The following is a 21,636-nucleotide window of genomic DNA, read 5'->3' as shown; positions in this document are numbered from 1 at the left end:
AAGAGCCGCGCGGCTCTTTTTTTATTATTATTTATTTATTAATTTCTTTCCAATATCAAAGCAATCGAATGTCGCAAAATAATCTGCCGGTGTCTCTGCCCGACGAATCATCTGTACACTTCCATCTTCTTTCAAAAGTAATTCTGCTGATTTTAATTTTCCATTATAGTTATATCCCATCGAAAAGCCGTGTGCCCCTGTATCATGAATAACCAGATAATCTCCTTTATCAATCTTTGGAAGCATACGATCAATTGCAAATTTATCATTATTTTCACACAAAGATCCTGTAATATCGTATTTATGGTCACATGGCTGGTCTTCTTTCCCCATTACAGTAATATGATGATATGCACCATACATTGCAGGACGCATCAAATTCACAGCACATGCATCTACACCGATATATTCTTTATGTGTATGCTTCTCATGGATTGCCTTTGTAACCAGGCATCCATAAGGTCCCATCATAAAACGACCTAATTCTGTATAAATTGCAACATCTCCCATTCCTGCAGGAACAAGAACTTCTTCATATACTCGACGGACACCTTCACCAATTGCACGAATATCATTCGGTGTCTGGTCTGGTTTATAAGGAATTCCAATACCACCAGAAAGATTAATAAACGTAATATGCGCTCCTGTCTCTTTCTGAAGTCTGACTGCCTCTTCAAATAACACCTTCGCAAGCATTGGATAGTAATCATTTGTCACTGTATTACTTGCAAGAAATGCATGGATTCCAAATTCTTTTGCTCCTTTAGACTTCAAAATCTTATATGCTTCTGTCATTTGCTCCGTTGTCATTCCATATTTTGCATCTCCCGGATTATCCATAATATCATTACTTATCTTAAACAATCCACCCGGATTATAGCGACAGCTGATTCTTTCCGGAATATGTCCAATTGCTTTCTCCAGAAAATCAATATGTGTAATATCATCTAAATTAATTGTAGCGCCTAATTTATCTGCATACTGAAACTCTTCCATCGGTGTATCATTTGATGAAAACATAATATCCTGGCCTACTGCTCCAATTGCTTCTGAAAGCATCAGTTCAGTATATGAAGAACAGTCACATCCACACCCATATTCTCTTAAAATCTGGATTAAAAATGGATTTGGTGTTGCTTTGACAGCAAAATATTCTTTATATCCCGGATTCCATGCAAATGCTTCTTTCAATGCCTTTGCATTTTCTCGAATTTCTTTTTCATCATAAAGATGAAAAGGTGTTGGATATGTTTTTGTAATTTCTTCAATCTGCTCTTTTGTCACAAATGGTTTTTTATTCATCTTATTGCTTCTCCTTACTTAATGTCATTAGTTTTATCTCATTCGCCAATGCATTTTTATAAAGCATCACGAAATTCTTTTTTCCGGAATAAAGACAGGTATTCATACTTCCTTTCCCATACTCACCTGTCAGCACATGTTTTGAATCTGTAATAATTCCTATCTGTTTTCCCTTTGCATCGCCGGTATATACTTGTACATTTTCCAATGGACAAATTCCATCCGTAATAATCACAACCTTTTTGCCTTGCTGTTCCAATTTCATCAATTCCTCTTGAAATTCACTTAAATATAGATATGAACAGGAAAGATATACCCTCTCCTCTGTCTCATTCAAAAGATTATGTATCTTATTACTGATATTGGTTTCTCCTTCAATTGTAATATACCCTTCCTCATCCACAGAAGAACTCGGAAGATTTTTAAGCATCCAGGCTTTCTCTTCTTGCATGCGTCTGATACTGTTTTCACAGAACTCTTCCAGTGCAACCGGAATATACTTCTTGGCATTCTCTTCCAAAATATAAGCCGCACCTTTTTCTGTCAGCGCAGCCAGTGCACTATAAGCATTCGATCTGGAAATTCCTGTTGCTTTCGCTATCTCATACCCTGTCTGTTTCCCATCTGTCAACAATCTGTGATATACAATTGCTTCTTGTCTTGTCAATCCATAGTGAATCAAACATTCTATAAACTGATGTTCATCCATTGTTGTACACCGTCCTTGTTTTCGCTAGTAGTTCTTTCTAGGAACACTATACAGCTACTCTTTCTATTTGTCAATATTTAAGAGCTATTTTATGAATTATTATCAACTATGAGAAAAAGAGTTACTATTTTCTTTTGCAAAAATAGTAACCCTTTTGTATTTTATTCTTTATTCTTATTATATAAAAACATAATTACTGCCATTGTACAGATGATAATATATCCAATCCAGCTATAGATATCCGGAACCTGTCCAAATATAATAAATCCAAGCAATGCTGAAAAAATAATCTGTGAGTAGTCATATACAGAAATTTCTTTTGCAGGTGCATGAAAATACGCTGCTGTAATACTAAACTGTCCTCCACTTGCCGCCAGACCTGCAAAAAGCAAATACACAATCTGCATCATTGACATCGGATGATAATCTATAATTAAAAATGGTAATGTAGCAATACATGAAAATGAGGAAAATACAAATACGATAAATGGACCTTTTTCACCTTTTTGACCTAACACACGTACATATGTATATGCGACTCCTGCACCTAATCCACCTAACAAACCAATGAGTGATGCCGGCTCTGAAAAGATTGCAGGTGTCGGTTTAATGATTAACAGACTTCCCAGAAATGCACCGATAACGATCAATGCCTGCGGAATTTTCACCTTCTCTTTCAATATCAAAGCACTAAATATAATAGCAAAAAACGGAGACATTTTATTAAGCATAGAAGCATCTGACAGCACCAGATGATCTACTGCATAAAAGTTGCATAAAATGCCGATTGTTCCTGCAAGTGAACGTATAAATAAATATTTTACATTTTCTTTTTTTCCTGAAAATCCAATTCCATCTTTCTTTAAGAGTACAAATGCAAATATCAACGCTACCAGGTTTCTGAAAAAACTTTTTTGAACAGATGGCAAATCTCCTGCTAATCTCACAAACATCGCCATCAGTGCAAAACAAAATGCAGAAATAATAATATAAAGAATCCCCATATATTTCTTTTTTGTTTTCATCCTATGCTTCCTCTTCCTTAGAGTCATCATTTACACATGTCACATATTTTCCCGTAATATTGAAACAATGCTTCATAGGACCAGAGCCTTTTCCCAAATCCAACATTGCCTCCAATGCCTCTGAAATATAATCTTTTGCTCTTTTTACGGATTCGTCCATGCTATATCCCTTTGCAAGGTTCGAAGCAATAGCACTGGATAATGTGCAACCTGTTCCATGGGTATTTGGATTTTGAATTCGTTTTCCATGAAACCACTTATATTCTCCGTCTCGATACAAAAGGTCATTTGCATCATTCAACTGATGACCTCCTTTACAGAGCACCGCACAATGAAATGTTTCACTGATTTTCTTTGCCGCAAGGATCATCTCCCCTTCTGTCTCTACCTTCATTTCAGCCAACACTTCTGCTTCAGGAATATTTGGTGTTAAAATAGAAGAAAGTGGCATTAAGCATGTTTTTAAGGTTTCAATTGCATCATCACTAATTAATTTTGAACCACTTGTAGCGACCATGACCGGATCAACCACAACATTTTCTGCTTTATATTCTTTCAATTTTTCTGCAATCACATGAATCAAAGCAGAAGATGATACCATTCCTATTTTCACCGCATCCGGACGGATATCTGTAAAAATACTATCCAATTGCTGAGCCAGAAATTCCGGTGTCACTTCCATAATCCCTGTCACACCTGTAGTATTTTGTGCTGTCAATGCCGTAATTGCTGTCATAGCATATACTCCATTTGCAGTCATGGTCTTAATATCAGCCTGAATCCCGGCACCTCCACTAGAATCACTTCCGGCAATTGATAATGCTGTTCTCATCATACTTCATCTTCTCCTTTTTCTGTCATACTCCACCAAAATTTTTGAAAATCATCATATCCCGGCAAATATACATCCGCCGTATTCCATATCTTAGCCAGATCTCTATCATTTGCCTGATCGTACACTCCTACTGTAATAAATCCGGCCTTTTTCGCTGTTACAATTGCGTGATATGCATCTTCAAAAACAATTACTTCATCCGGATCACAATCCATCTGAAGTGCTGCCGCAAGGTAAATATCTGGTTTTGACTTATCCGTCTGCATCTCTGTACATGTCAAAATTCCTTCAAACAGATTCCTAATTCCCAATCGCTTTAGGGCTGCCTCAAGATTCCTTCGATCTCCCGTTGTAGCGATTACCATCGGAATGTGTAACTCACGAAATCCTTCAAGAAAACTTCGGACTCCTTCTTTTAAAGGTACCTTCTTTGCATAGTATTCTTCTATCTCACAATTAAGTCCCTCTATGATTTCTTTTTCTGTCAGATTCAAATGATACTCTTGAATCAAATACTTGGCTGCCTGCGGAAGACTCATTGTAAAGAGGACTTCACCAAGACCCTGTTTCGCCTCAATCCCCATAGATTTTAAATAAAGCTCTCCTAAATTCTCCCAGATAGGCATGGAATTCAAAAGCGTTCCATCCGCATCAAATATTATTCCTTTCACCATTTCCTTTACCTCATCCATTTGCAGTGTTATTTTGCAAGCATCTGTTCAGTACGGCTCCTTAAATCCTTTGTTGCCTGTTCAATATCCGGCTGAGCAAACAATGCGCTGATAACTGCAATACCACTAATACCACTTCCTGCAAGTTCTTCTACATTATGCGCTCCAACGCCACCAATTGCAACAACCGGAATAGAAACCGCTTCACATATTTCCTTCAGAACCTCTTTGCCCACTTCAACTGCATCTTCTTTGGTCCCTGTTGGAAATACTGCTCCAACTCCTAAATAATCTGCACCTCTTCTTTCAGCTTCCACCGCCTGCTGTACAGTCTGTGCTGAAACTCCGATAATTTTATCCAGACCAAGTTTTGCACGAACATCACCGGCTTCCATGTCACGCTGTCCTACATGTACTCCGTCTGCATTAATTGCTGCTGTAAGTTCAACATTATCATTAATTATAAACGGAACATGATATTTACGGCAAAGCTTCTGGATTTCTTTTGCCTCTTCCATGAAATGTTCTTCATCCAGATTCTTTTCGCGCAGCTGGATAAATGTTGCCCCACCCTTCAATACTTTTTCAACCTGACTGTAAAGTGTCTCTCCATTTAGCCAATGACGATCTGTTACTGCATATAAAATCAAATCTTTCTTCTCACAATTCATTCTATTTTACCATCCTTTTTGTACAAAATTTATCGAATTTCGTAGTTTGCACCCTTTTCTAAAATATCTCCGGTCATATTATAAATAGCATCTATAATACGATTGCGATAGGTAGCGTTGCCATCTCCTGTTTGCATCCTGCTCCATCCAATCTCCCCGGCAAGTCCCATAGCACAGACCGCCGCTGCTGCCGCTTCGAGCATTTCATCTGGATTCGCAGTAATAAATGCTGTCATCATACCGGATAACTGACATCCTGTCCCGGTGATTTTCCCCATCTCCGGGCGCCCATTACGGATCACATAACATCTATTTCCGTCTGTAACCAAATCGATTCTACCTGTCACAGCAATAATCGTTCCCGTCTTCTTAGAAAAAGCTTTCACAAACTCAATTGCCTGTTCTAAATTTTCTTCTGTTACGGCATCCGACACGTCTGCATCTACACCCTTTGTTGTCCCATTTCCAAGTGCCAGAGTTTTTATTTCGGAAATATTCCCCCTGATAACTGCCAGATTTAACTCTTGCATTAACCCCAGAGCCGTTTCTGTACGGAATTTACTTGCACCTGCTCCTACCGGATCTAATAAAATCGGATGATGCAAATCGTTTGCCTTTTTTCCTGCACGCAGCATACCTTCGATACTTGATTTATGTAATGTTCCGATATTGATATTCAATCCATTACAAATAGATGTGATATCTTCCACATCTTCCACCTCATCTGACATGATCGGACTCCCTCCACACGCAAGCAGGATATTGGCGACATCATTCACCGTCACATAATTTGTAATATTATGTATCAAGGGCATTGTTTTTCTAAGCAGATCAAATTGTCTCTTCATGAATGCTATCTTCCTTTCAACAAACTCCAAAAAGCGGACATTCCACTCAAGTCATGTCCGCTTTAATTACCTTTACTATTATAACTCACATTTTGTAAATGTAAAGTTTTTTATCTCTCAGATTTTCTTACTGCACTTTTGCAATGTCGATCAGTGTCAGTTTCTGAATATCTGTATTTTCAAGACTGGTGATCAGGGCTTTTGCTGTGTCCATTGCTGTCAATACATTAACACCTGTCTCAATCGCATTTCTTCGGATAATAAATCCATCTTTTGAATGCTCTGCTCCCTGTGCCGGAATATCAATAACAAGATCAATTTCATGACCAAGAATTAAATCCAGAAGGTTTGGAGACTCCTGTTCAATCTTACGAACCGGAATTGCCTTCACACCTGCTTCTCTTAAAGTAGCCGCTGTTCCGCTTGTCGCGAAGATACGATATCCGATATCAGCAAATCTGCGGCCAATCTCCACAGCCTCTTCTTTTTCTTCATCACGAACTGTCATGATCATATTTTTATATTTCGGTAATTTGATTCCCGCACCGATAAATGCTTTGTATAATGCTTCGTCGAATGTCTTTGCAATTCCAAGACACTCTCCTGTCGATTTCATTTCCGGTCCAAGGCTGATATCTGCTCCTCTAATCTTCTCAAATGAGAATACCGGCATTTTAACCGCAATATAATCTGCTTCCTTCTGAAGTCCCGGTGTGTAGCCTAATTCACGTATTTTCTTACCGATGATAACCTGCGTTGCAAGTGGTACGATTGGAATGCCTGTTACTTTACTGATATATGGCACCGTACGGCTGGAACGAGGGTTTACTTCGATTACATATACATCGTCCTCTCCGCATACAATAAACTGAATATTGATCATACCGATTACATGCAGTGATTTTGCAAGTCTTCTTGTATATTCTGCAATCTTATCCTTTGCTGACTGTGTCAGGCTCTGTGCCGGATATACTGAAATACTGTCTCCCGAATGGATACCTGCTCTCTCAATATGCTCCATAATTCCCGGAATCAGAATATCCTCTCCGTCACATACAGCATCTACTTCGATTTCTTTACCTTGTAAATATTTATCTACAAGAATTGGGTGATCCTGTGCAATTCTATTGATGATTCCGATAAATTCATCAATATCATGATCATTGATTGCAATCTGCATACCCTGTCCACCAAGTACGTATGAAGGACGAACCAGTACAGGATATCCAAGTCTGTTTGCTACTTCTTTTGCTTCTTCTGCTGTAAATACAGTTCCACCTGTCGGTCTCGGAATCTCACACTCTTCCAGGATTTCATCAAAGAGCTCTCTGTCCTCTGCTTTGTCTACATTTTCTGCAGATGTTCCAAGAATCGGAACTCCCATCTTCATCAGACTTTCTGTTAATTTAATCGCTGTCTGTCCACCAAACTGAACAACTGCTCCATCTGGTTTTTCAATATCCACAATGCTTTCCACATCTTCCGGTGTTAATGGCTCAAAATACAACTTATCTGCAATATCAAAGTCAGTACTTACTGTCTCCGGGTTGTTATTTACAATAATTGTTTCATAATTTTCTTTTGAAAATGCCCATGTACAATGTACGGAACAGAAGTCAAACTCTATACCCTGACCGATACGGATTGGGCCGGAACCTAATACCAGTACTTTCTTTTTATCATTTGTCTTCTCGACTTCTGATTCACAACCAAATACAGAATAGTAATATGGTGTCTCGGCTGCGAACTCAGCTGCACAAGTATCAACCATCTTATATGCTGCTACGATACCATTTGCATGACGCAGATCATGAATCTCACGTTCATCTTTTCCTGTCAAATCGGCAATCACATTGTCTGGGAATTCAATTCTCTTTGCTTCTTTTAAAAGCTCTGGTGTGAGTTCCTCTGTTCTCAGTCTTTCTTCCATCTCTGTAATAATCGCAAATTTATCGATAAACCAGATATCAATCTTTGTAATATCATGAATCGTCTCATATGACACTCCGCGGCGGATTGCTTCTGCTATTCTCCACATTCTCATATCATCTACTATATGAAGTTCTTCCATCAGATCATCATCTGACAGATTTGTAAAATCATAAGACATAAGACTGTCTACATGCTGTTCCAGAGAACGTATTGCTTTCATTAATGCACCTTCAAAGTTATCACAGATACTCATAACTTCTCCGGTTGCTTTCATCTGAGTTGTCAATGTTCTCTTTGCACTGATAAATTTATCAAATGGAAGTCTTGGGATTTTTACTACGCAATAATCAAGCATTGGTTCAAAGCTTGCATATGTTTTATGTGTGATTGCATTTTTAATCTCATCCAAAGTATAACCAAGCGCAATTTTGGCAGCTACCTTTGCAATCGGATAACCTGTCGCTTTGGAAGCCAAAGCAGAAGAACGGCTTACACGTGGATTTACTTCAATTACACAATATTCAAATGAATCCGGATTCAGAGCATACTGTACATTACATCCACCTGTGATATTCAATTCGCTGATGATATTTAATGCAGAAGTACGGAGCATCTGATACTCTTTATCTCCCAATGTCTGCGATGGTGCTACTACAATACTATCTCCTGTATGAACTCCGACAGGATCAATATTTTCCATATTACATACTGTAATGCAGTTTCCTTTACTATCACGCATCACCTCATATTCGATTTCTTTCCAGCCGGCGATACATCTCTCAACCAAAACCTGTCCTACTCGAGAAAGACGAAGACCATTTTCCAGAATTTCGATAAGCTGCTGTGAATCATGGGCGATACCACCTCCGCTTCCTCCTAATGTATATGCCGGACGAAGTACAACCGGATAACCGATGCTATTTGCAAATGCAAGACCATCTTCTACATTCTCGACAACAAGTGAAGCTGCTACAGGTTCCCCGATTTTTTCCATTGTAGCTTTAAATTCAAGACGGTCCTCTGCCTTTTTAATTGTCTCTGAAGTTGTACCGATCAAATGAACATTATTTTCCTTTAAAAATCCTGCCTCTTCCAATTCCATTGCGAGATTGAGTCCTGCCTGTCCTCCAAGAGTTGGAAGCACACTGTCAGGCTTCTCTTTTTTGATCAGCTGCTCAACTACTTCTATTGTAAGTGGTTCGATATATACGCGGTCTGCAATATCTTTATCTGTCATGATGGTCGCCGGATTTGAATTCAAAAGAACAACTTCAAGACCTTCCTCTTTTAATGAACGACATGCCTGTGTTCCTGCATAATCAAACTCTGCTGCCTGCCCGATAACAATCGGACCTGAGCCAATAACCAATACTTTTTTTATACTATTATCTCTAGGCATTATTTGACTCCTCCCATCATATTAATAAATCTGTCGAATAAGTATCCCGAATCCTGTGGTCCAGGGCAAGCCTCCGGATGGAACTGTACAGTGAAAATATTCTTTCCTACATATGCAAGTCCTTCATTTGTTCCATCATTAACATTTACAAATGCCGGTACTGCAATATTGGAATCTACGTTTTCAGCATCTACTACATAACCATGGTTCTGTGATGAAATATATACACGACCTGTCTGTAAATCTTTTACCGGATGATTTCCACCTCTATGTCCATATTTTAACTTGTGTGTAGACGCACCTGTAGCAAGGGCCATCAACTGATGTCCTAAACAAATAGCAAATATTGGAATATCTGTATTGTATAATTTCTTGATTTCTTCGATAATAGATGTGCAATCTGCCGGATCTCCAGGTCCATTGGATAACATAATTCCGTCAGGATTAGAAGAAATGATTTCTTCTGCTGTTGTATGTGCCGGATAAACAGTCACCTCACAACCGCGTTCATTTAATGATTTTGCAATATTATTCTTTGCTCCAAGATCTAAAAGGGCAACTTTTTTCCCTGTTCCCTCTAATGTATACTTCTCATCGCAGGTTACTTTAGAAACGACATCACCTACTGTGTAAGCTTTTAATTTAGGAAGAATCTCCTCTAAATTATAATTTTCGTTTGTTGTAATCATTCCATTCATGGTACCCTTTTCTCTTAAAACCTTAGTAAGAGCACGAGTATCAATACCAGCAATCCCCGGGATATCCTGTTCTTTTAAGAAATCCTGAATTGTTCCCTGGCATCTAAAATTACTAGGAATACGAGATAATTCCTTAACAATATAACCATCCGGCCATGCCTTTCTCGATTCCATGTCTGGTGTAATTCCATAATTACCAATCAGTGGATAGGTCATCACAACGGCCTGTCCCGCATAAGAAGGGTCCGTTAACACCTCTAAATATCCTGTCATTGAGGTATTAAATACGATTTCACTGATCATATCCTTTGTTGAACCTATGCTTGTTCCAGTAAACACGGTTCCGTCTTCTAAAATTAGAAACGCTTTCATCTGTTCATCTGCTCCCTTCATCTTATTGTGCTATTTTCTTTAAGCATTATAACCTTTATTGTTTTACTTCTGCTCAAATTGTTAAGATTATACTATATCCTTTTTTATAATTCAACCGATTTCTAACAGCTTTTTTTTTTGATTTATCTAAAAATTTTTTAGATATTTTCAGCTATAAGAATTTCTAAATTTCTATGATTAGTCATTCTTATAGCTGTCATTTTATCTAAGTTCTGCGATTCTTGATACTCCTACATAAATTTCTGAAATTTTATACCAGGTACGATAATCTACCACTCCGGTTTGAGGCAATCCAAATACAGATTGGAAAACACGAACAGCTTCTGCTGTCGCCGGTCCATATATCCCATCCACTGCAATTTTAGGAATTAACGGATAGGCTTCTGCCACCACATTTAATTGTTCTTGTATCTGCCGTACTTTCTCCCCGCTCGCCCCATTTTCCAGATCATATCCCGGCCATGATGAAGGAACCCCTGACACCTCCTGCGCTGTATTAATATAAATATCATCGCCATAATAATATCGCAGGATTTCTATTGCCGAATACCCCTGTTCTCCAAGACTTTGACTGCCCCATTGTGTTAACCAGTTCGGACACTGCACCCTTCTGCCGTCACAATACTGTGTTAATATCGGCTGTCTTACATTCGGTCTGGACAAATAATCTGCAAAAAGTTCATCTACAATAGTTGATATCGTATCGAAATAATTTCGATTAGGAATCCATTTATGGTCAAATGCTGTAGATGATGTGATTGTAAAATCGTATCCCCGATTACGATAGTATTCTGTATAAACACGATTTAACGTAAAAGACATAATTGCCAGCACATTTGCCCTAATTGCATTCTCTGTCCATGTTGCATATATTTCACTCGATGCAACATTTTTAATATAATCTTTGTATTTCACATAGTAATTTGTGGCCGTACTGTCCCGTGGCGAACCATCGTGTACGATAACATATTCAGGGATTACTACTCTGCTAAGTACAATTTCCCCGCTTTCATTAATTGGCTTTATTTCATCTTCCGGAATTTTAGGAGGGTATTCTCCATATAATGTATGTGCCGGAATAACATACACTTCCGGCTCTGCATCTTCTACGAGTGGATGCAGTCGTACATCCTGTAGTGCTGTAACATCTGCTAAAATCTCAGCTCCGGCTATGCTGATTGGTTCAAATCCCGAAGCATTCACCTGCAATGTATATTCTGAATATGGCTGCTCCTCTATTGTCTGGTCCAGACTATATTCCAATGGCGGCGCATCCAGCTCCACAACCTCTGTCTGCCCTACCTGGTTCGTCTGCAATTGTTCTAGTGTACTATTGGGCACACCCGTATAAGAGATTGAAATTGTCGCATTTTCAATAGGATAAGCTGTAATTTCTGATGTTACATTAATTTGCAGCCTGCCCCTGTCCACTGCCTGGTCTTTATTTCGCTGCACACCTTCCTGCATCATTTTCACCAGCATAAACGATTACCCTCTTTGATACTGTTCTTATGATTTTTACAAACAGTAATATCTACTTTCATACACTCTCTGCTTAGTATATGTTTCCCACTTCCACTTTGTGCATTTTTTATTATTTTTTACGCAGCACATCATACGCTGCCCTATCTTTCTATTTCTCCTGTCAACTCTTTGATTACATCCTCAACATGCATCATTTCCTGGATTTTTCCTACATTGGAGCCGCAAAATATCAATCCATGCTCTACATCACCTTTCACTGCATCTACCAATGCCTTTGTTATACAGTATGGAACTTCTGCAGGATTACATTTTGCCAGACATTGATAGCATTTTTGAATTTTACATTTTTCTTTTTCTGTCTTTTCCACAAATGCGTTGCGTACTGCACGCCCCGGCAATCCAACCGGACTTTTAATTATTTGTACGTCTTCTTCTTTTGCATGCAAATATGCCTGCTTATACGCCTCAGAAGCATCACATTCATAGGTTGCAACAAATCTGCTTGCAACCTGTACTCCATCTGCTCCTAATTCGAATGCATGCTTCACATCTTTGTACTCAAAAACACCACCTGCCATAATCACAGGTATATTACATTGGTATTTTTCTTCATACTCTTTTTTTAATTTAATAATTTTCTGTATCTCTTCGTCCATTGCAGCCTGTCCTTTTTCATTGGCCTGCTCCATACTTTCTTTATCTTTTTTCTGCAAATAACCATATTCTTCCAACTCATCCATGTGAAAACCAAGATGTCCTCCTGCTGCAGGACCTTCCACTACAATAAAATCTGCTGTTCGCTTGTATTTTCTGTCCCACTGACGGAAAATAAGCCTGCATGCTCTTGCACTTGATACAATAGGTGCAATTTTGGTTTCACTTCCTTTCACTAATTCCGGAAGCTCCAGCGGTAACCCCGCCCCGCAAATTATTACATCACTACCTGCTTCCACTGCAGCTTTAACATGTTCCTGATAATGCTTCAATGCAACCATTACATTGACACCGATCAGTCCATGACATTCTCCATTCTCGTCTTTAGCAATTTCTTTTGCACGTTCAATATGCTTACGTATTGCCTTTAGATTTGCTTTTGCCTGATCCTTTTCAAATCCTTCTTCATCATAACCAATCTGTGCTGTGGAAATAATTCCGACACCGCCTTCTTTCGCCACTGCTCCTGCCAGTGAAGAACGGCTGACACCAACCCCCATTCCTCCCTGGATAATTGGAATTCTTGCTTCTTTCCCTCCGATTTTTAAACTTGGAAATTTTTCTCTTGTTTTATTCATTTGATTACCCCATTTATATTTATTTTGATATTAAAACTATTTTATAATATAAATATTTTCTTTTAAAATGTCAAGCTAATCTTGTTTTTATTTCTTTTTTATATGGTTTTAAATACTATATTCTTGCCGGTAAATTATTTTCAGAAAAAAAGAAGCAGAACACACTCTATGTACTCTGCCTCTTATATCTTCTCTTTTATTATTTATTTTCTATTTTTTTCGTAAATAATCTGCAGTCCTTTTAATAACAGCTCCTCGTCTATTATCATCTTTCTCTTGCAATATGGGACTACTTTATTCGCCAGCCCACCGGTTGCAATGACTGTTATTGATTGTCCGAGTTCTTCTTCCAAACGATCAATAATGCCGTCTAATGCTGCTGCATTTGAATAAATAACTCCGCTCTTCATACACTCTATCGTATTTTTACCGATTATTTTCTTCGGAGCTTCCAGACCAATTCCCTGAAGCTGAGATGCATTGGAAGTTAATGCATTCAATGAAACATTGATTCCGGGATATATCATACCTCCCAGATAATTTTTCTTCGCATCAATGACACAAACTGTTGTAGCCGTTCCAAGATCACATACTGCAAGTGGAGTTGGATACTGTGCAATTGCAGCTACTGCTCCTGCCACAAGATCGCTTCCAAGCTGGGATGGATTATCGATCAAAATATTTAATCCTGTTTTTACTCCCGGACCGATAACTAACGTTTCTCTTTTCAAAATCTTCTCTGCTGCTTCTTTAACCACATAAGTAATCTGTGGAACTACGGAGCAAATAATTGCCCCATCTAATTTCTCCACATCAATTCCATGAATATCAAGTACCATCTTAATATCAATTGCATATTCCAATTCCATTTTCGTCTTATTGGTGGCAAGTCTTTCAATAAAATATGTCTTTTGATTATCTACACATCCGAGAACAATATTTGTATTGCCTATATCAATTGCTAAAATCATATGAATTCTCCTTCTTTTATTAACAAATCCAATTTGTCTTTGTAAATTATAACATGTCAATTTAAAGTTCAAAAGTATTATTCTTTCACTTTTCCATTTTTTACTTTTTGATAAAAAATAATCGTCAATACTGTTGCAACAATCCAACCAAACGGCCATGCCATCCAAATTCCTGTACTACCGAAACGAGATGATAAAACAAGTGCGAAACAAATTCGCAAAATCAGATCCGGTACTGTTGCGATAATAAAATACATCATGGCACCTGCACCTCTGATAATTCCGTCCGTCATCAATTTTACCGCTATAATAAAATATAGTGGAGAAACGATTCTTAAAAAAGAGATTCCTGCCTGGATTGCCTCCATACTTCCATCATCTAAAAATAAGCCCATCATCTGACGACTAAATATAAAATACAATATAAAAAATGGAATCACTGTAATCTCTGACAGCTTAACTCCTGTTTTAAAGCCCAGTGGAATCCGTTCCTGCTTTCCTGCCCCAATGTTTTGTGCTGTATAACTGGATAAACAAGAACCCAGACACATAAATGTATTGATTGCAAATGTATTTAACTTAATCGCTCCCGAATATCCGGCAATCACTGATGAGCCAAATCGATTTACAATATCTTGAACAAATAAATTTCCTACGCTTAATACACTTTGCTGAATAATACTCGGAACTGCAATTTCTATAATCTGCCACAATAATTGTTTGTCCACAAATGGCTGTTTTTCATTTGATATATGCCTAAGTCGCACAGACATTGTAATAAGAGCAAGAATTGCCGCCCCGCCCTGTGCTATAAATGTTGCCCAGGCAACTCCGGCAACTCCTAAGTAAAGCTTTGCAACAAATATGTAATCTAATATGATATTTCCGATTGAAGAACCGATCAAAAAATATAACGGTGTCTTTGAATCTCCCCATGCTGTAAATACACCTGTGCAAACATTATAAAACATCAGAAAGAAAAAGCCGAACACGTAAATCCGTAAATATAAAATTCCTTCTGCCATAATGTTTTCCGGCGTATGTATTGCACTCATCATCCATCTACAACAAAACACCCCTAATATACAAAGTATCATGCTAAGCAGCAAGCACGCCGTCAATGCCGTGGTCACTGCACGTTTGACCCCCTTTTTATCTCCTGCTCCAAACAAGCGTGAAACAACTACCGATGTTCCAAGATTCATTCCTACTGCAAAAGCCATAAAAATGATCGTAATCGGATAAGATGCCCCGACAGCTGCCAATGCATCCTCCCCTGCAAATCTTCCGACGATCACACTGTCTGCAATATTATAAAACTGTTGAAACATCACACTTATCATCATTGGCAACAGAAACTTCCATAATGTTTTATCAGGATGTTCCTTTGTCAAATCCATTACCATTTTTACTCCTCCATCTGCCACTGTTTTTATAATATAGAACAGTAATATTTTTCATTGTATCATTTCTTTATATAAATGATAACATATTTTACAAGGATATTTTTACAAGATATTTTAAATTCCTCTCTGGTCATATGGACATGAAATTGCTATAATCAGAATATTAAGATTTTCAATTTACTTAATTTTAAACTTTTCAAGTCGAGCAGTTACTCACCACCTGAAAGAGATGGGAGTCTTCTCGACTGAGATAAACAGACTCAATTAGCATTACACAAGGAGAATGAATCATGCCAGTATTTGATTTTAATGACACAACAGACGCTAAAAACAACTCCATTTGTACCTATACAACATTTCAATCCAGTGAATCTGACCCTTCCCCGGAAAAACCGATTATGTTACTTGATAACACAAGTAGAAAATGGGAGCATTATTCCTGTGGCATTTTCACTAACCCTGTAAAGCGTACTTCCTTTGAATTTGATACTGAAGAAGGTACTTATACAGCAGATATTCTTCAAATCGACAGCCGCTTTGTAAGTCTTTTAAAATGGCTTGGCCAGAACCATATCAACGTCCGTTTATCAGGAGAAAACCGACCAGATGGCTATGCGATATATCGTATACGTGAAATTGCATTTGGAGGAGGCTCAAAGCTTTCAGCTGAAGATGGTTTTTTACAGTTTATGATTGACCGTCTTTTAGCAAGCAGTGCCCCTACAGAGGAGGCTGAAGATGAAGAAGCCATGGAGGACGGCGATGAAATGAAGCTTACAAGTCTTCAGAGCATCACTGACTTCATGACTTGTGCAGGTCGTACACTGCCAGATAATATCCGGCTTTGGGCAAGACGTAACCTTGCCGTTGCCCGTTCACATGAAGTTTCTCCTGAAGAACGACGCCATGCACAACGTGCACTTTCCATTATGATGAATATTCAATGGAAAAATAATTATTTTGAGGCAATTGATCCTGTTGAAGCACGGCGCATCCTTGATGAAGAATTGTACGGCATGGAACGTGTAAAACAACGTATTATTGAAACAATCATTCAAATTAACCGAACACATACACTCCCTGCGTATGGACTTTTACTTATCGGTCCTGCCGGAACCGGTAAATCACAGATTGCCTATGCCGTAGCACGTATTCTGAAACTGCCTTGGTCAAGTCTGGATATGAGTTCCATAAATGACCCGGAACAATTGACAGGAAGCTCACGTATTTATTCTAATGCAAAACCAGGCATTATCATGGATGCTTTCTCTATGGCCGGAGAATCTAATCTTGTTTTCATAATTAATGAATTAGATAAGGCATCTTCCGGAAAAGGGAATGGAAATCCTGCTGATGTACTCTTAACATTACTCGACAACCTTGGATTTACTGATAACTATCTTGAATGTATGATTCCTACTTCCGGTGTTTATCCGATTGCAACGGCCAATGATAAAGAGCAGATCAGCGCTCCTTTGATGTCACGTTTTGCAGTAATTGAGTTACCGGATTATACTATTGAAGAGAAGAAAGTCATCTTCTCAAAATTTGCACTTCCGAAGATTTTAAAGAGAATTGGATTAAAGGAGAATGAATGTATTATTCCTTCTGATGCTTTGGATGAAATTATGAAAATCTACTCAAACACTTCCGGAATACGTGATCTTGAACAGGCCGCTGAACATATTGCAGCGCACACACTCTATCAAATTGAAGTGAATCACGTTACTTCTGTTACATTTACAGCAGATATGATTCGAGAGCTGCTTGTATAAAACCATATAAAATATTCGTTATTTCTTGATTTAAAAAAGATGATGTTGCCAGGCTTATAAAGAAAGCTTAAACAACATCATCTTTTTATTTCATTTTATTAATCAGCAAATATAAACTTTTCCGAAATTAAATTTAAAACCTCTGTTATATTTCATTTCCTGCTCGATATCCACTGCGGATAGCTGCCGAAATATCTGCTGTTCTTTCACCACTACAATCTCCAACATATTCAAATGGAACTGTCAGCTTACTATCATCAAAAAGATTTTTCTTTGATCCAAGAGCATTGATGATTGTATCAGCTTCGATTGTTATATCTGTTCCGTCTTTTGTATTTGTTGCAAAAATCACATTATTTTCAATAGATTTTACTTTTGTATTTACATATTGTTTCACATCATGCTCTTCAAAATCTTTCATAATCAGCGGCATAACTGTTTCAGATTCTCCGGTTGCAATCTGATCCAGCATTTCGATAATACTGACTTTCAATCCTTTTTGTGCTAAGAATTCTGCTGTCTCTGTTCCTACAAGTCCCCCACCGAGAACGGCACAATTTCCACTTACAGCTTCTCCGTTTAAAACATCCCACGAAGATACCACATTACTATTTTCTACAGACATTGGAAGTTCCATATTATGTGCACCTATTGCCAGAATTACATTGTCATACTGATTCAATTCTTCATATGTCGGCTCTGTATTCAATTCTACTTTTACAGAAAGTTCTGGGAGAATTTTTTCATAATATTCTATTGCTCTTAAAATCTCATTTTTTCTTGGTGGAACTGCTGCCAAATGAATCTGTCCGCCAATTTTTTCTGATTTTTCATAAACAACAACGTCATGTCCGCGTTTTGCTGCAACTCTTGCGGCTTCAAGCCCTGCAATTCCGCCACCTACAACTACAACTTTTTTCTTATCCTGTGCCGGTTTAATAAATACAGTACCTTCGTTTCCATTTTCTGCATTTAATACACATGAAATATAACGGCGTCCCTGAATCGCATCCACACAGCCCTTATTACAATTAAGACATTCTCTAATACATTCTCCGGATTCCGCTTTATTCGCAATATCCGCATCAGCTAGCATAGAACGTCCATAAGCTACGATATCAGCATCTCCGTCTTCAAGGATTTTCTCTCCTGCTTCTAAGCTGACAACACGGCCAACTGTTGCAACCGGAACAGATACCAGTTTTTTCACTTCTCTGGCAACCGGAAGTGTCCAGTTATATGGAACATCTCCCATCGGTGGGATTGTATCTCCCATGTTTCCTGTATGGTTCGCCTGAGCAACCTGGATCATGTCAATTCCTGCTTCATCAAGCATCTTAGCAAACTGGATTCCTTCTTCTGCCTCAAGTCCTCCTTTTCCACGAAGTGTTCCGTCAGGATTTACTGTAATAATTGGCAACTTGTACTCGATCATAAGATCCGGTGCTGCTTCTTTGATTGCTGCTACTACTTCAAGTGCGTATCTTGTACGATTCTCAAGGCTTCCTCCATACTGATCTTCTCTATGGTTCAGAATCTTAGAGCAAAGAGAACCAAGGAGACGGTCTCCATGTACTTCAATCGCATCAATTCCGGCTTTCTGTGCCTTTTCTGCACATGAGGCGATGCTGTTTTTAATATCTTCTAACTGTTCAACAGTTGCCTCTGTTACAAAATGCTGCATATCATGATGAAGTTTTGCATAAGCGCCTTTTGTAAGTCTGTCGCATTCTTCCATCTGTTTCTTTGCTTCTTCTGCATTTCCCTCAGCCTGTGCTTTTGCCGCAGCCTGTCTTGCAATACCTGCTTCCATGATCATGCGTCCTACTCCTGGTACATCATACTCCGGATGGAACAGCTGAAGTGCAAGCTTACAATCATACTTATGTAATGTGTCTGCCAGATTTTTATATACCGGAATCTGACTGTCATCATAAAGCTTCGGTGTCGGTGAAGCGGTTCTTACAGGAGCTACATCTCCGATAACAACATACGCTGCTCCACCTTTCGCAAGTCTTTCATAGAAATTCAGACTTCTCTCTCCAATAGATCCGTCTCTTTCTTCATATCCTGTTGTAAGCGGTGGAAACATGATTCTATTCTTAAAAGTAAGATTTCCAACTTTAATTGGTTCTAATAATTTCTTTCCCATCTATATTCTCTCCATTCTGCTTTATTTCTTAATCTCTTTCAAACTAACACACTTATGATTCTTGTCAGCATTTGCTGACACATCTTTTTTTCAATTACAATTCTTCTGCCAGTTTATGTCCTGCTGCAATTGCATCTTTCAGAGTTCCAACTTTATCACAATCTCCGATAAAATGAACTCTTTCTTCTGTATTCTCTACCTTGTTTGGTGCATATCCGACTGCAAAGATCAGTGTATCAGCATCTGTAATATGGTATTCCTGTCCATCCTTCTCATAAGTGATTGTAGTCTCATCAACCTTTGTTACCTGACTGTTCAGTTCAATCTTTACACCTTTTCTCTTGAGTCTCATTGTCAGCTGACTCTTCGCTGCTCCGCCTTCTCCCGGCATCAGCGATGGTGTCATCTCGATAATTGTAATGTCACGGTTTGCAGGGAACATATCATCAATCAATGGTGCAAGGTAATCTGCTGTTTCACAACCTACAGATCCGCCTCCAAGAACAACGATTTTTCTTCCCGGATATTTTCTTCCGGCAAGCACATCATCTGCTGTCATTGTCTGCTTAAAGACCTTAAAAGGAGGGATTTCCTTAGGAACTGCTCCTGTAGAACAGACAACCTCATAATCCTTAAATTCTCCGGCAAGCATTTCTGGAGTCACTTCACAATTCATACGAACTTCAATTCCTTCATTCTTCAGACGACGTGCCATAAATTTGATTACTTTACAAAGTTCCTGCTTAGCAATTGGAACGGCTGCAAGTCTGAGAAGTCCTCCCAGCTCTCCACTCTTCTCACAGAGAACAACTTCATGTCCACGTTTCTTAGCAACATACGCTGCTTCCATTCCTGCCGGTCCTCCACCGATCACAAGAATTTTTTTCTTCTCTTTAGCTTCTTTGATCTCTTCAGATTCAACCGATGGATTCACTGTACAGCTAATCGGATTACCAAACATAATTCCCGTCAGACATCGGCCACATCCTATACATGGACGAATATCATCCGTCTTTCCTGCAGCCGCTTTATTTGCAAATTCACTGTCACATAAGTTTGGACGACCAATCATACAAATATCTGTTTTTCCATTTGCAATCAATTCTTCTGCTACCCAAGGCTCATTAATTCTTGCAACTGTAGATACCGGAATATTCACATGTTTTCTGATTTCTTCACTTGCATGCGCATGAGGTGCAGGAGATGTACCAGGTGCCGGCATAGAACTTCCTCTCTTGATTGTGTTTCCTCCGGAAACATGGATGAAATCAACACCTGTTTTTTCAAGCTGTTTTGAGACATAGATCATGTCATTAAGTGTCAATCCGCCTTCACTATACTCATCACCCGAAATACGGACATCAATGATAAAATCATCACCGCAAAGTTCACGAATCTTGGCAATTACTTCAAGTGTCAGTCTAAGACGTCCATTAATATCTCCGCCGTACTCATCTGTTCTCTTATTATAAAGTGGAGTAAGGAATCCTCCAAGCAGACCATGTGCATGTGCACACTGAATCTCAACTCCGTCTCCACCTGCAATCTGGAAACGACGTGCAGCTTCTCCGAACTGCTGAACCAATACATGCAGCTCTTCTACTGTGACTGCTCTCGGTGCAGATTTTGCATAATATGGTCCTACATTAGATGGTGCAATCAGCTGTGGTGTTCCCGGAATTGGAAATGCCATATAAGCCGGGTGGAATAACTGTGCCAGAATTTTTGTATCATACTGATGCACAGCATCTACCAGTTTCTTCCAGCCAGGAATATAAGAATCATCATAAATAGACATATCTCCCGGCAAATAAGTATATACAGGCTCTACTGTCGTAACTTCTGTAACAATAAGTCCGACCCCACCCTTTGCTCTGGCTGAGTAATGCTCAACTAATGCATCTGTCACATATCCTTTGTCTGCCATGTTAGTAGAGATTGGTGGCATAAAAATTCTGTTCTTTACAGTTGTCTTTCCAATTTTGATTGGCTCAAATAAATGTGGAAATTTTTCGTTCATTTTTTCTTTCCTCCGCTTTTGTTACAAATTGCTTCTCCCCAAAAACAATTTG

General features: G+C 38.6%; 16 protein-coding genes. 1 reads left to right on the top strand and 15 read right to left on the bottom strand.

Features of this window, described 5'->3' with window-relative positions:
• Window positions 1-27: 27 nt before the first annotated feature.
• The 13 genes from D8Q48_RS00650 to D8Q48_RS00590 all read right to left on the bottom strand — a co-directional run bounded on the left by D8Q48_RS00650 (window position 28) and on the right by D8Q48_RS00590 (window position 15,637).
• A complete protein-coding gene (locus D8Q48_RS00650; protein ID WP_121055064.1) occupies window positions 28-1,302 on the bottom strand; it encodes a diaminopimelate decarboxylase in 1,275 nt (424 codons plus the stop codon).
• 1 nt (window position 1,303) lies between these two features.
• Window positions 1,304-2,011, bottom strand: coding sequence for a TrmB family transcriptional regulator (locus D8Q48_RS00645; protein WP_118688565.1), 708 nt, complete (start codon window positions 2,009-2,011; stop codon window positions 1,304-1,306).
• 161 nt (window positions 2,012-2,172) lie between these two features.
• Window positions 2,173-3,036 (bottom strand): DMT family transporter, encoded by an 864-nt coding sequence (locus tag D8Q48_RS00640; protein WP_121055062.1) that lies wholly within the window; start codon window positions 3,034-3,036, stop codon window positions 2,173-2,175.
• A 1-nt stretch (window position 3,037) separates the two neighbouring features.
• Window positions 3,038-3,868, bottom strand: coding sequence for a bifunctional hydroxymethylpyrimidine kinase/phosphomethylpyrimidine kinase (gene thiD, locus D8Q48_RS00635; protein ID WP_121055358.1), 831 nt, complete (start codon window positions 3,866-3,868; stop codon window positions 3,038-3,040).
• Entirely contained in the window at window positions 3,868-4,545 is a 678-nt protein-coding gene (locus tag D8Q48_RS00630; protein WP_121055061.1) for an HAD family phosphatase, read from the bottom strand. The genes thiD and D8Q48_RS00630 overlap by 1 nt, the downstream gene beginning before the upstream one ends.
• A gap of 26 nt (window positions 4,546-4,571) precedes the next feature.
• Complete coding sequence (thiE, locus tag D8Q48_RS00625; RefSeq protein WP_121055059.1) at window positions 4,572-5,213, bottom strand: thiamine phosphate synthase; 642 nt, start codon at window positions 5,211-5,213, stop codon at window positions 4,572-4,574.
• A gap of 29 nt (window positions 5,214-5,242) precedes the next feature.
• Entirely contained in the window at window positions 5,243-6,061 is an 819-nt protein-coding gene (gene thiM / locus D8Q48_RS00620; RefSeq protein ID WP_117989294.1) for a hydroxyethylthiazole kinase, read from the bottom strand.
• A 127-nt stretch (window positions 6,062-6,188) separates the two neighbouring features.
• Window positions 6,189-9,392, bottom strand: a complete 3,204-nt coding sequence (gene carB, locus D8Q48_RS00615; protein ID WP_118688561.1) for a carbamoyl-phosphate synthase large subunit — start codon at window positions 9,390-9,392, stop codon at window positions 6,189-6,191.
• Window positions 9,392-10,462, bottom strand: a complete 1,071-nt coding sequence (locus D8Q48_RS00610; protein ID WP_117989438.1) for a carbamoyl phosphate synthase small subunit — start codon at window positions 10,460-10,462, stop codon at window positions 9,392-9,394. Before D8Q48_RS00610 ends, carB begins: the two co-directional genes overlap by 1 nt.
• 222 nt (window positions 10,463-10,684) lie before the next feature.
• Window positions 10,685-11,965, bottom strand: a complete 1,281-nt coding sequence (locus tag D8Q48_RS00605) for a peptidoglycan-binding domain-containing protein (RefSeq protein WP_243116189.1) — start codon at window positions 11,963-11,965, stop codon at window positions 10,685-10,687.
• A 143-nt stretch (window positions 11,966-12,108) separates the two neighbouring features.
• Complete coding sequence (locus D8Q48_RS00600; protein WP_117989296.1) at window positions 12,109-13,260, bottom strand: nitronate monooxygenase family protein; 1,152 nt, start codon at window positions 13,258-13,260, stop codon at window positions 12,109-12,111.
• 203 nt (window positions 13,261-13,463) lie between these two features.
• Entirely contained in the window at window positions 13,464-14,231 is a 768-nt protein-coding gene (locus D8Q48_RS00595) for a type III pantothenate kinase (protein ID WP_121055057.1), read from the bottom strand.
• A 77-nt stretch (window positions 14,232-14,308) separates the two neighbouring features.
• Window positions 14,309-15,637 carry an MATE family efflux transporter gene (locus tag D8Q48_RS00590; protein ID WP_121055054.1) on the bottom strand — a complete coding sequence of 443 codons (1,329 nt, stop codon included), beginning with the start codon at window positions 15,635-15,637 and terminating at the stop codon, window positions 14,309-14,311.
• 290 nt (window positions 15,638-15,927) lie between these two features.
• Between D8Q48_RS00590 and D8Q48_RS00585 the strand changes: the two genes are divergently transcribed.
• On the top strand, window positions 15,928-17,412 hold the full coding sequence (locus D8Q48_RS00585; protein ID WP_118688559.1) for an AAA family ATPase: 1,485 nt from the start codon (window positions 15,928-15,930) through the stop codon (window positions 17,410-17,412).
• A 145-nt stretch (window positions 17,413-17,557) separates the two neighbouring features.
• On the opposite strand, the gene bilR is transcribed toward D8Q48_RS00585, so the two are convergent.
• Complete coding sequence (gene bilR, locus D8Q48_RS00580; protein ID WP_121055052.1) at window positions 17,558-19,564, bottom strand: bilirubin reductase, long form; 2,007 nt, start codon at window positions 19,562-19,564, stop codon at window positions 17,558-17,560.
• 94 nt (window positions 19,565-19,658) lie between these two features.
• Window positions 19,659-21,584: an FAD-dependent oxidoreductase gene (locus tag D8Q48_RS00575; protein WP_117989299.1), complete on the bottom strand. Its 1,926-nt coding sequence runs from the start codon at window positions 21,582-21,584 to the stop codon at window positions 19,659-19,661.
• Window positions 21,585-21,636 lie beyond the last annotated feature (52 nt).

This window comes from Ruminococcus sp. B05, assembly GCF_003628495.1.
In the GTDB taxonomy this organism is placed as follows: domain Bacteria; phylum Bacillota; class Clostridia; order Lachnospirales; family Lachnospiraceae; genus Schaedlerella; species Schaedlerella hominis.
This window is presented reverse-complemented; position numbering and strand designations above follow the sequence as displayed.

Excerpts from the sequence above, each read along its gene's own strand:
- D8Q48_RS00650 (WP_121055064.1), bottom strand. The coding sequence starts at position 1,302 with ATGAATAAAAAACCATTTGTGACAAAAGAGCAGATTGAAGAAATTACA.
- D8Q48_RS00645 (WP_118688565.1), bottom strand. The coding sequence starts at position 2,011 with ATGGATGAACATCAGTTTATAGAATGTTTGATTCACTATGGATTGACA.
- D8Q48_RS00640 (WP_121055062.1), bottom strand. The coding sequence starts at position 3,036 with ATGAAAACAAAAAAGAAATATATGGGGATTCTTTATATTATTATTTCT.
- thiD (WP_121055358.1), bottom strand. The coding sequence starts at position 3,868 with ATGAGAACAGCATTATCAATTGCCGGAAGTGATTCTAGTGGAGGTGCC.
- D8Q48_RS00630 (WP_121055061.1), bottom strand. The coding sequence starts at position 4,545 with ATGGTGAAAGGAATAATATTTGATGCGGATGGAACGCTTTTGAATTCC.
- thiE (WP_121055059.1), bottom strand. The coding sequence starts at position 5,213 with ATGAATTGTGAGAAGAAAGATTTGATTTTATATGCAGTAACAGATCGT.
- thiM (WP_117989294.1), bottom strand. The coding sequence starts at position 6,061 with ATGAAGAGACAATTTGATCTGCTTAGAAAAACAATGCCCTTGATACAT.
- carB (WP_118688561.1), bottom strand. The coding sequence starts at position 9,392 with ATGCCTAGAGATAATAGTATAAAAAAAGTATTGGTTATTGGCTCAGGT.
- D8Q48_RS00610 (WP_117989438.1), bottom strand. The coding sequence starts at position 10,462 with ATGAAAGCGTTTCTAATTTTAGAAGACGGAACCGTGTTTACTGGAACA.
- D8Q48_RS00605 (WP_243116189.1), bottom strand. The coding sequence starts at position 11,965 with ATGCTGGTGAAAATGATGCAGGAAGGTGTGCAGCGAAATAAAGACCAG.
- D8Q48_RS00600 (WP_117989296.1), bottom strand. The coding sequence starts at position 13,260 with ATGAATAAAACAAGAGAAAAATTTCCAAGTTTAAAAATCGGAGGGAAA.
- D8Q48_RS00595 (WP_121055057.1), bottom strand. The coding sequence starts at position 14,231 with ATGATTTTAGCAATTGATATAGGCAATACAAATATTGTTCTCGGATGT.
- D8Q48_RS00590 (WP_121055054.1), bottom strand. The coding sequence starts at position 15,637 with ATGGTAATGGATTTGACAAAGGAACATCCTGATAAAACATTATGGAAG.
- D8Q48_RS00585 (WP_118688559.1), top strand. The coding sequence starts at position 15,928 with ATGCCAGTATTTGATTTTAATGACACAACAGACGCTAAAAACAACTCC.
- bilR (WP_121055052.1), bottom strand. The coding sequence starts at position 19,564 with ATGGGAAAGAAATTATTAGAACCAATTAAAGTTGGAAATCTTACTTTT.
- D8Q48_RS00575 (WP_117989299.1), bottom strand. The coding sequence starts at position 21,584 with ATGAACGAAAAATTTCCACATTTATTTGAGCCAATCAAAATTGGAAAG.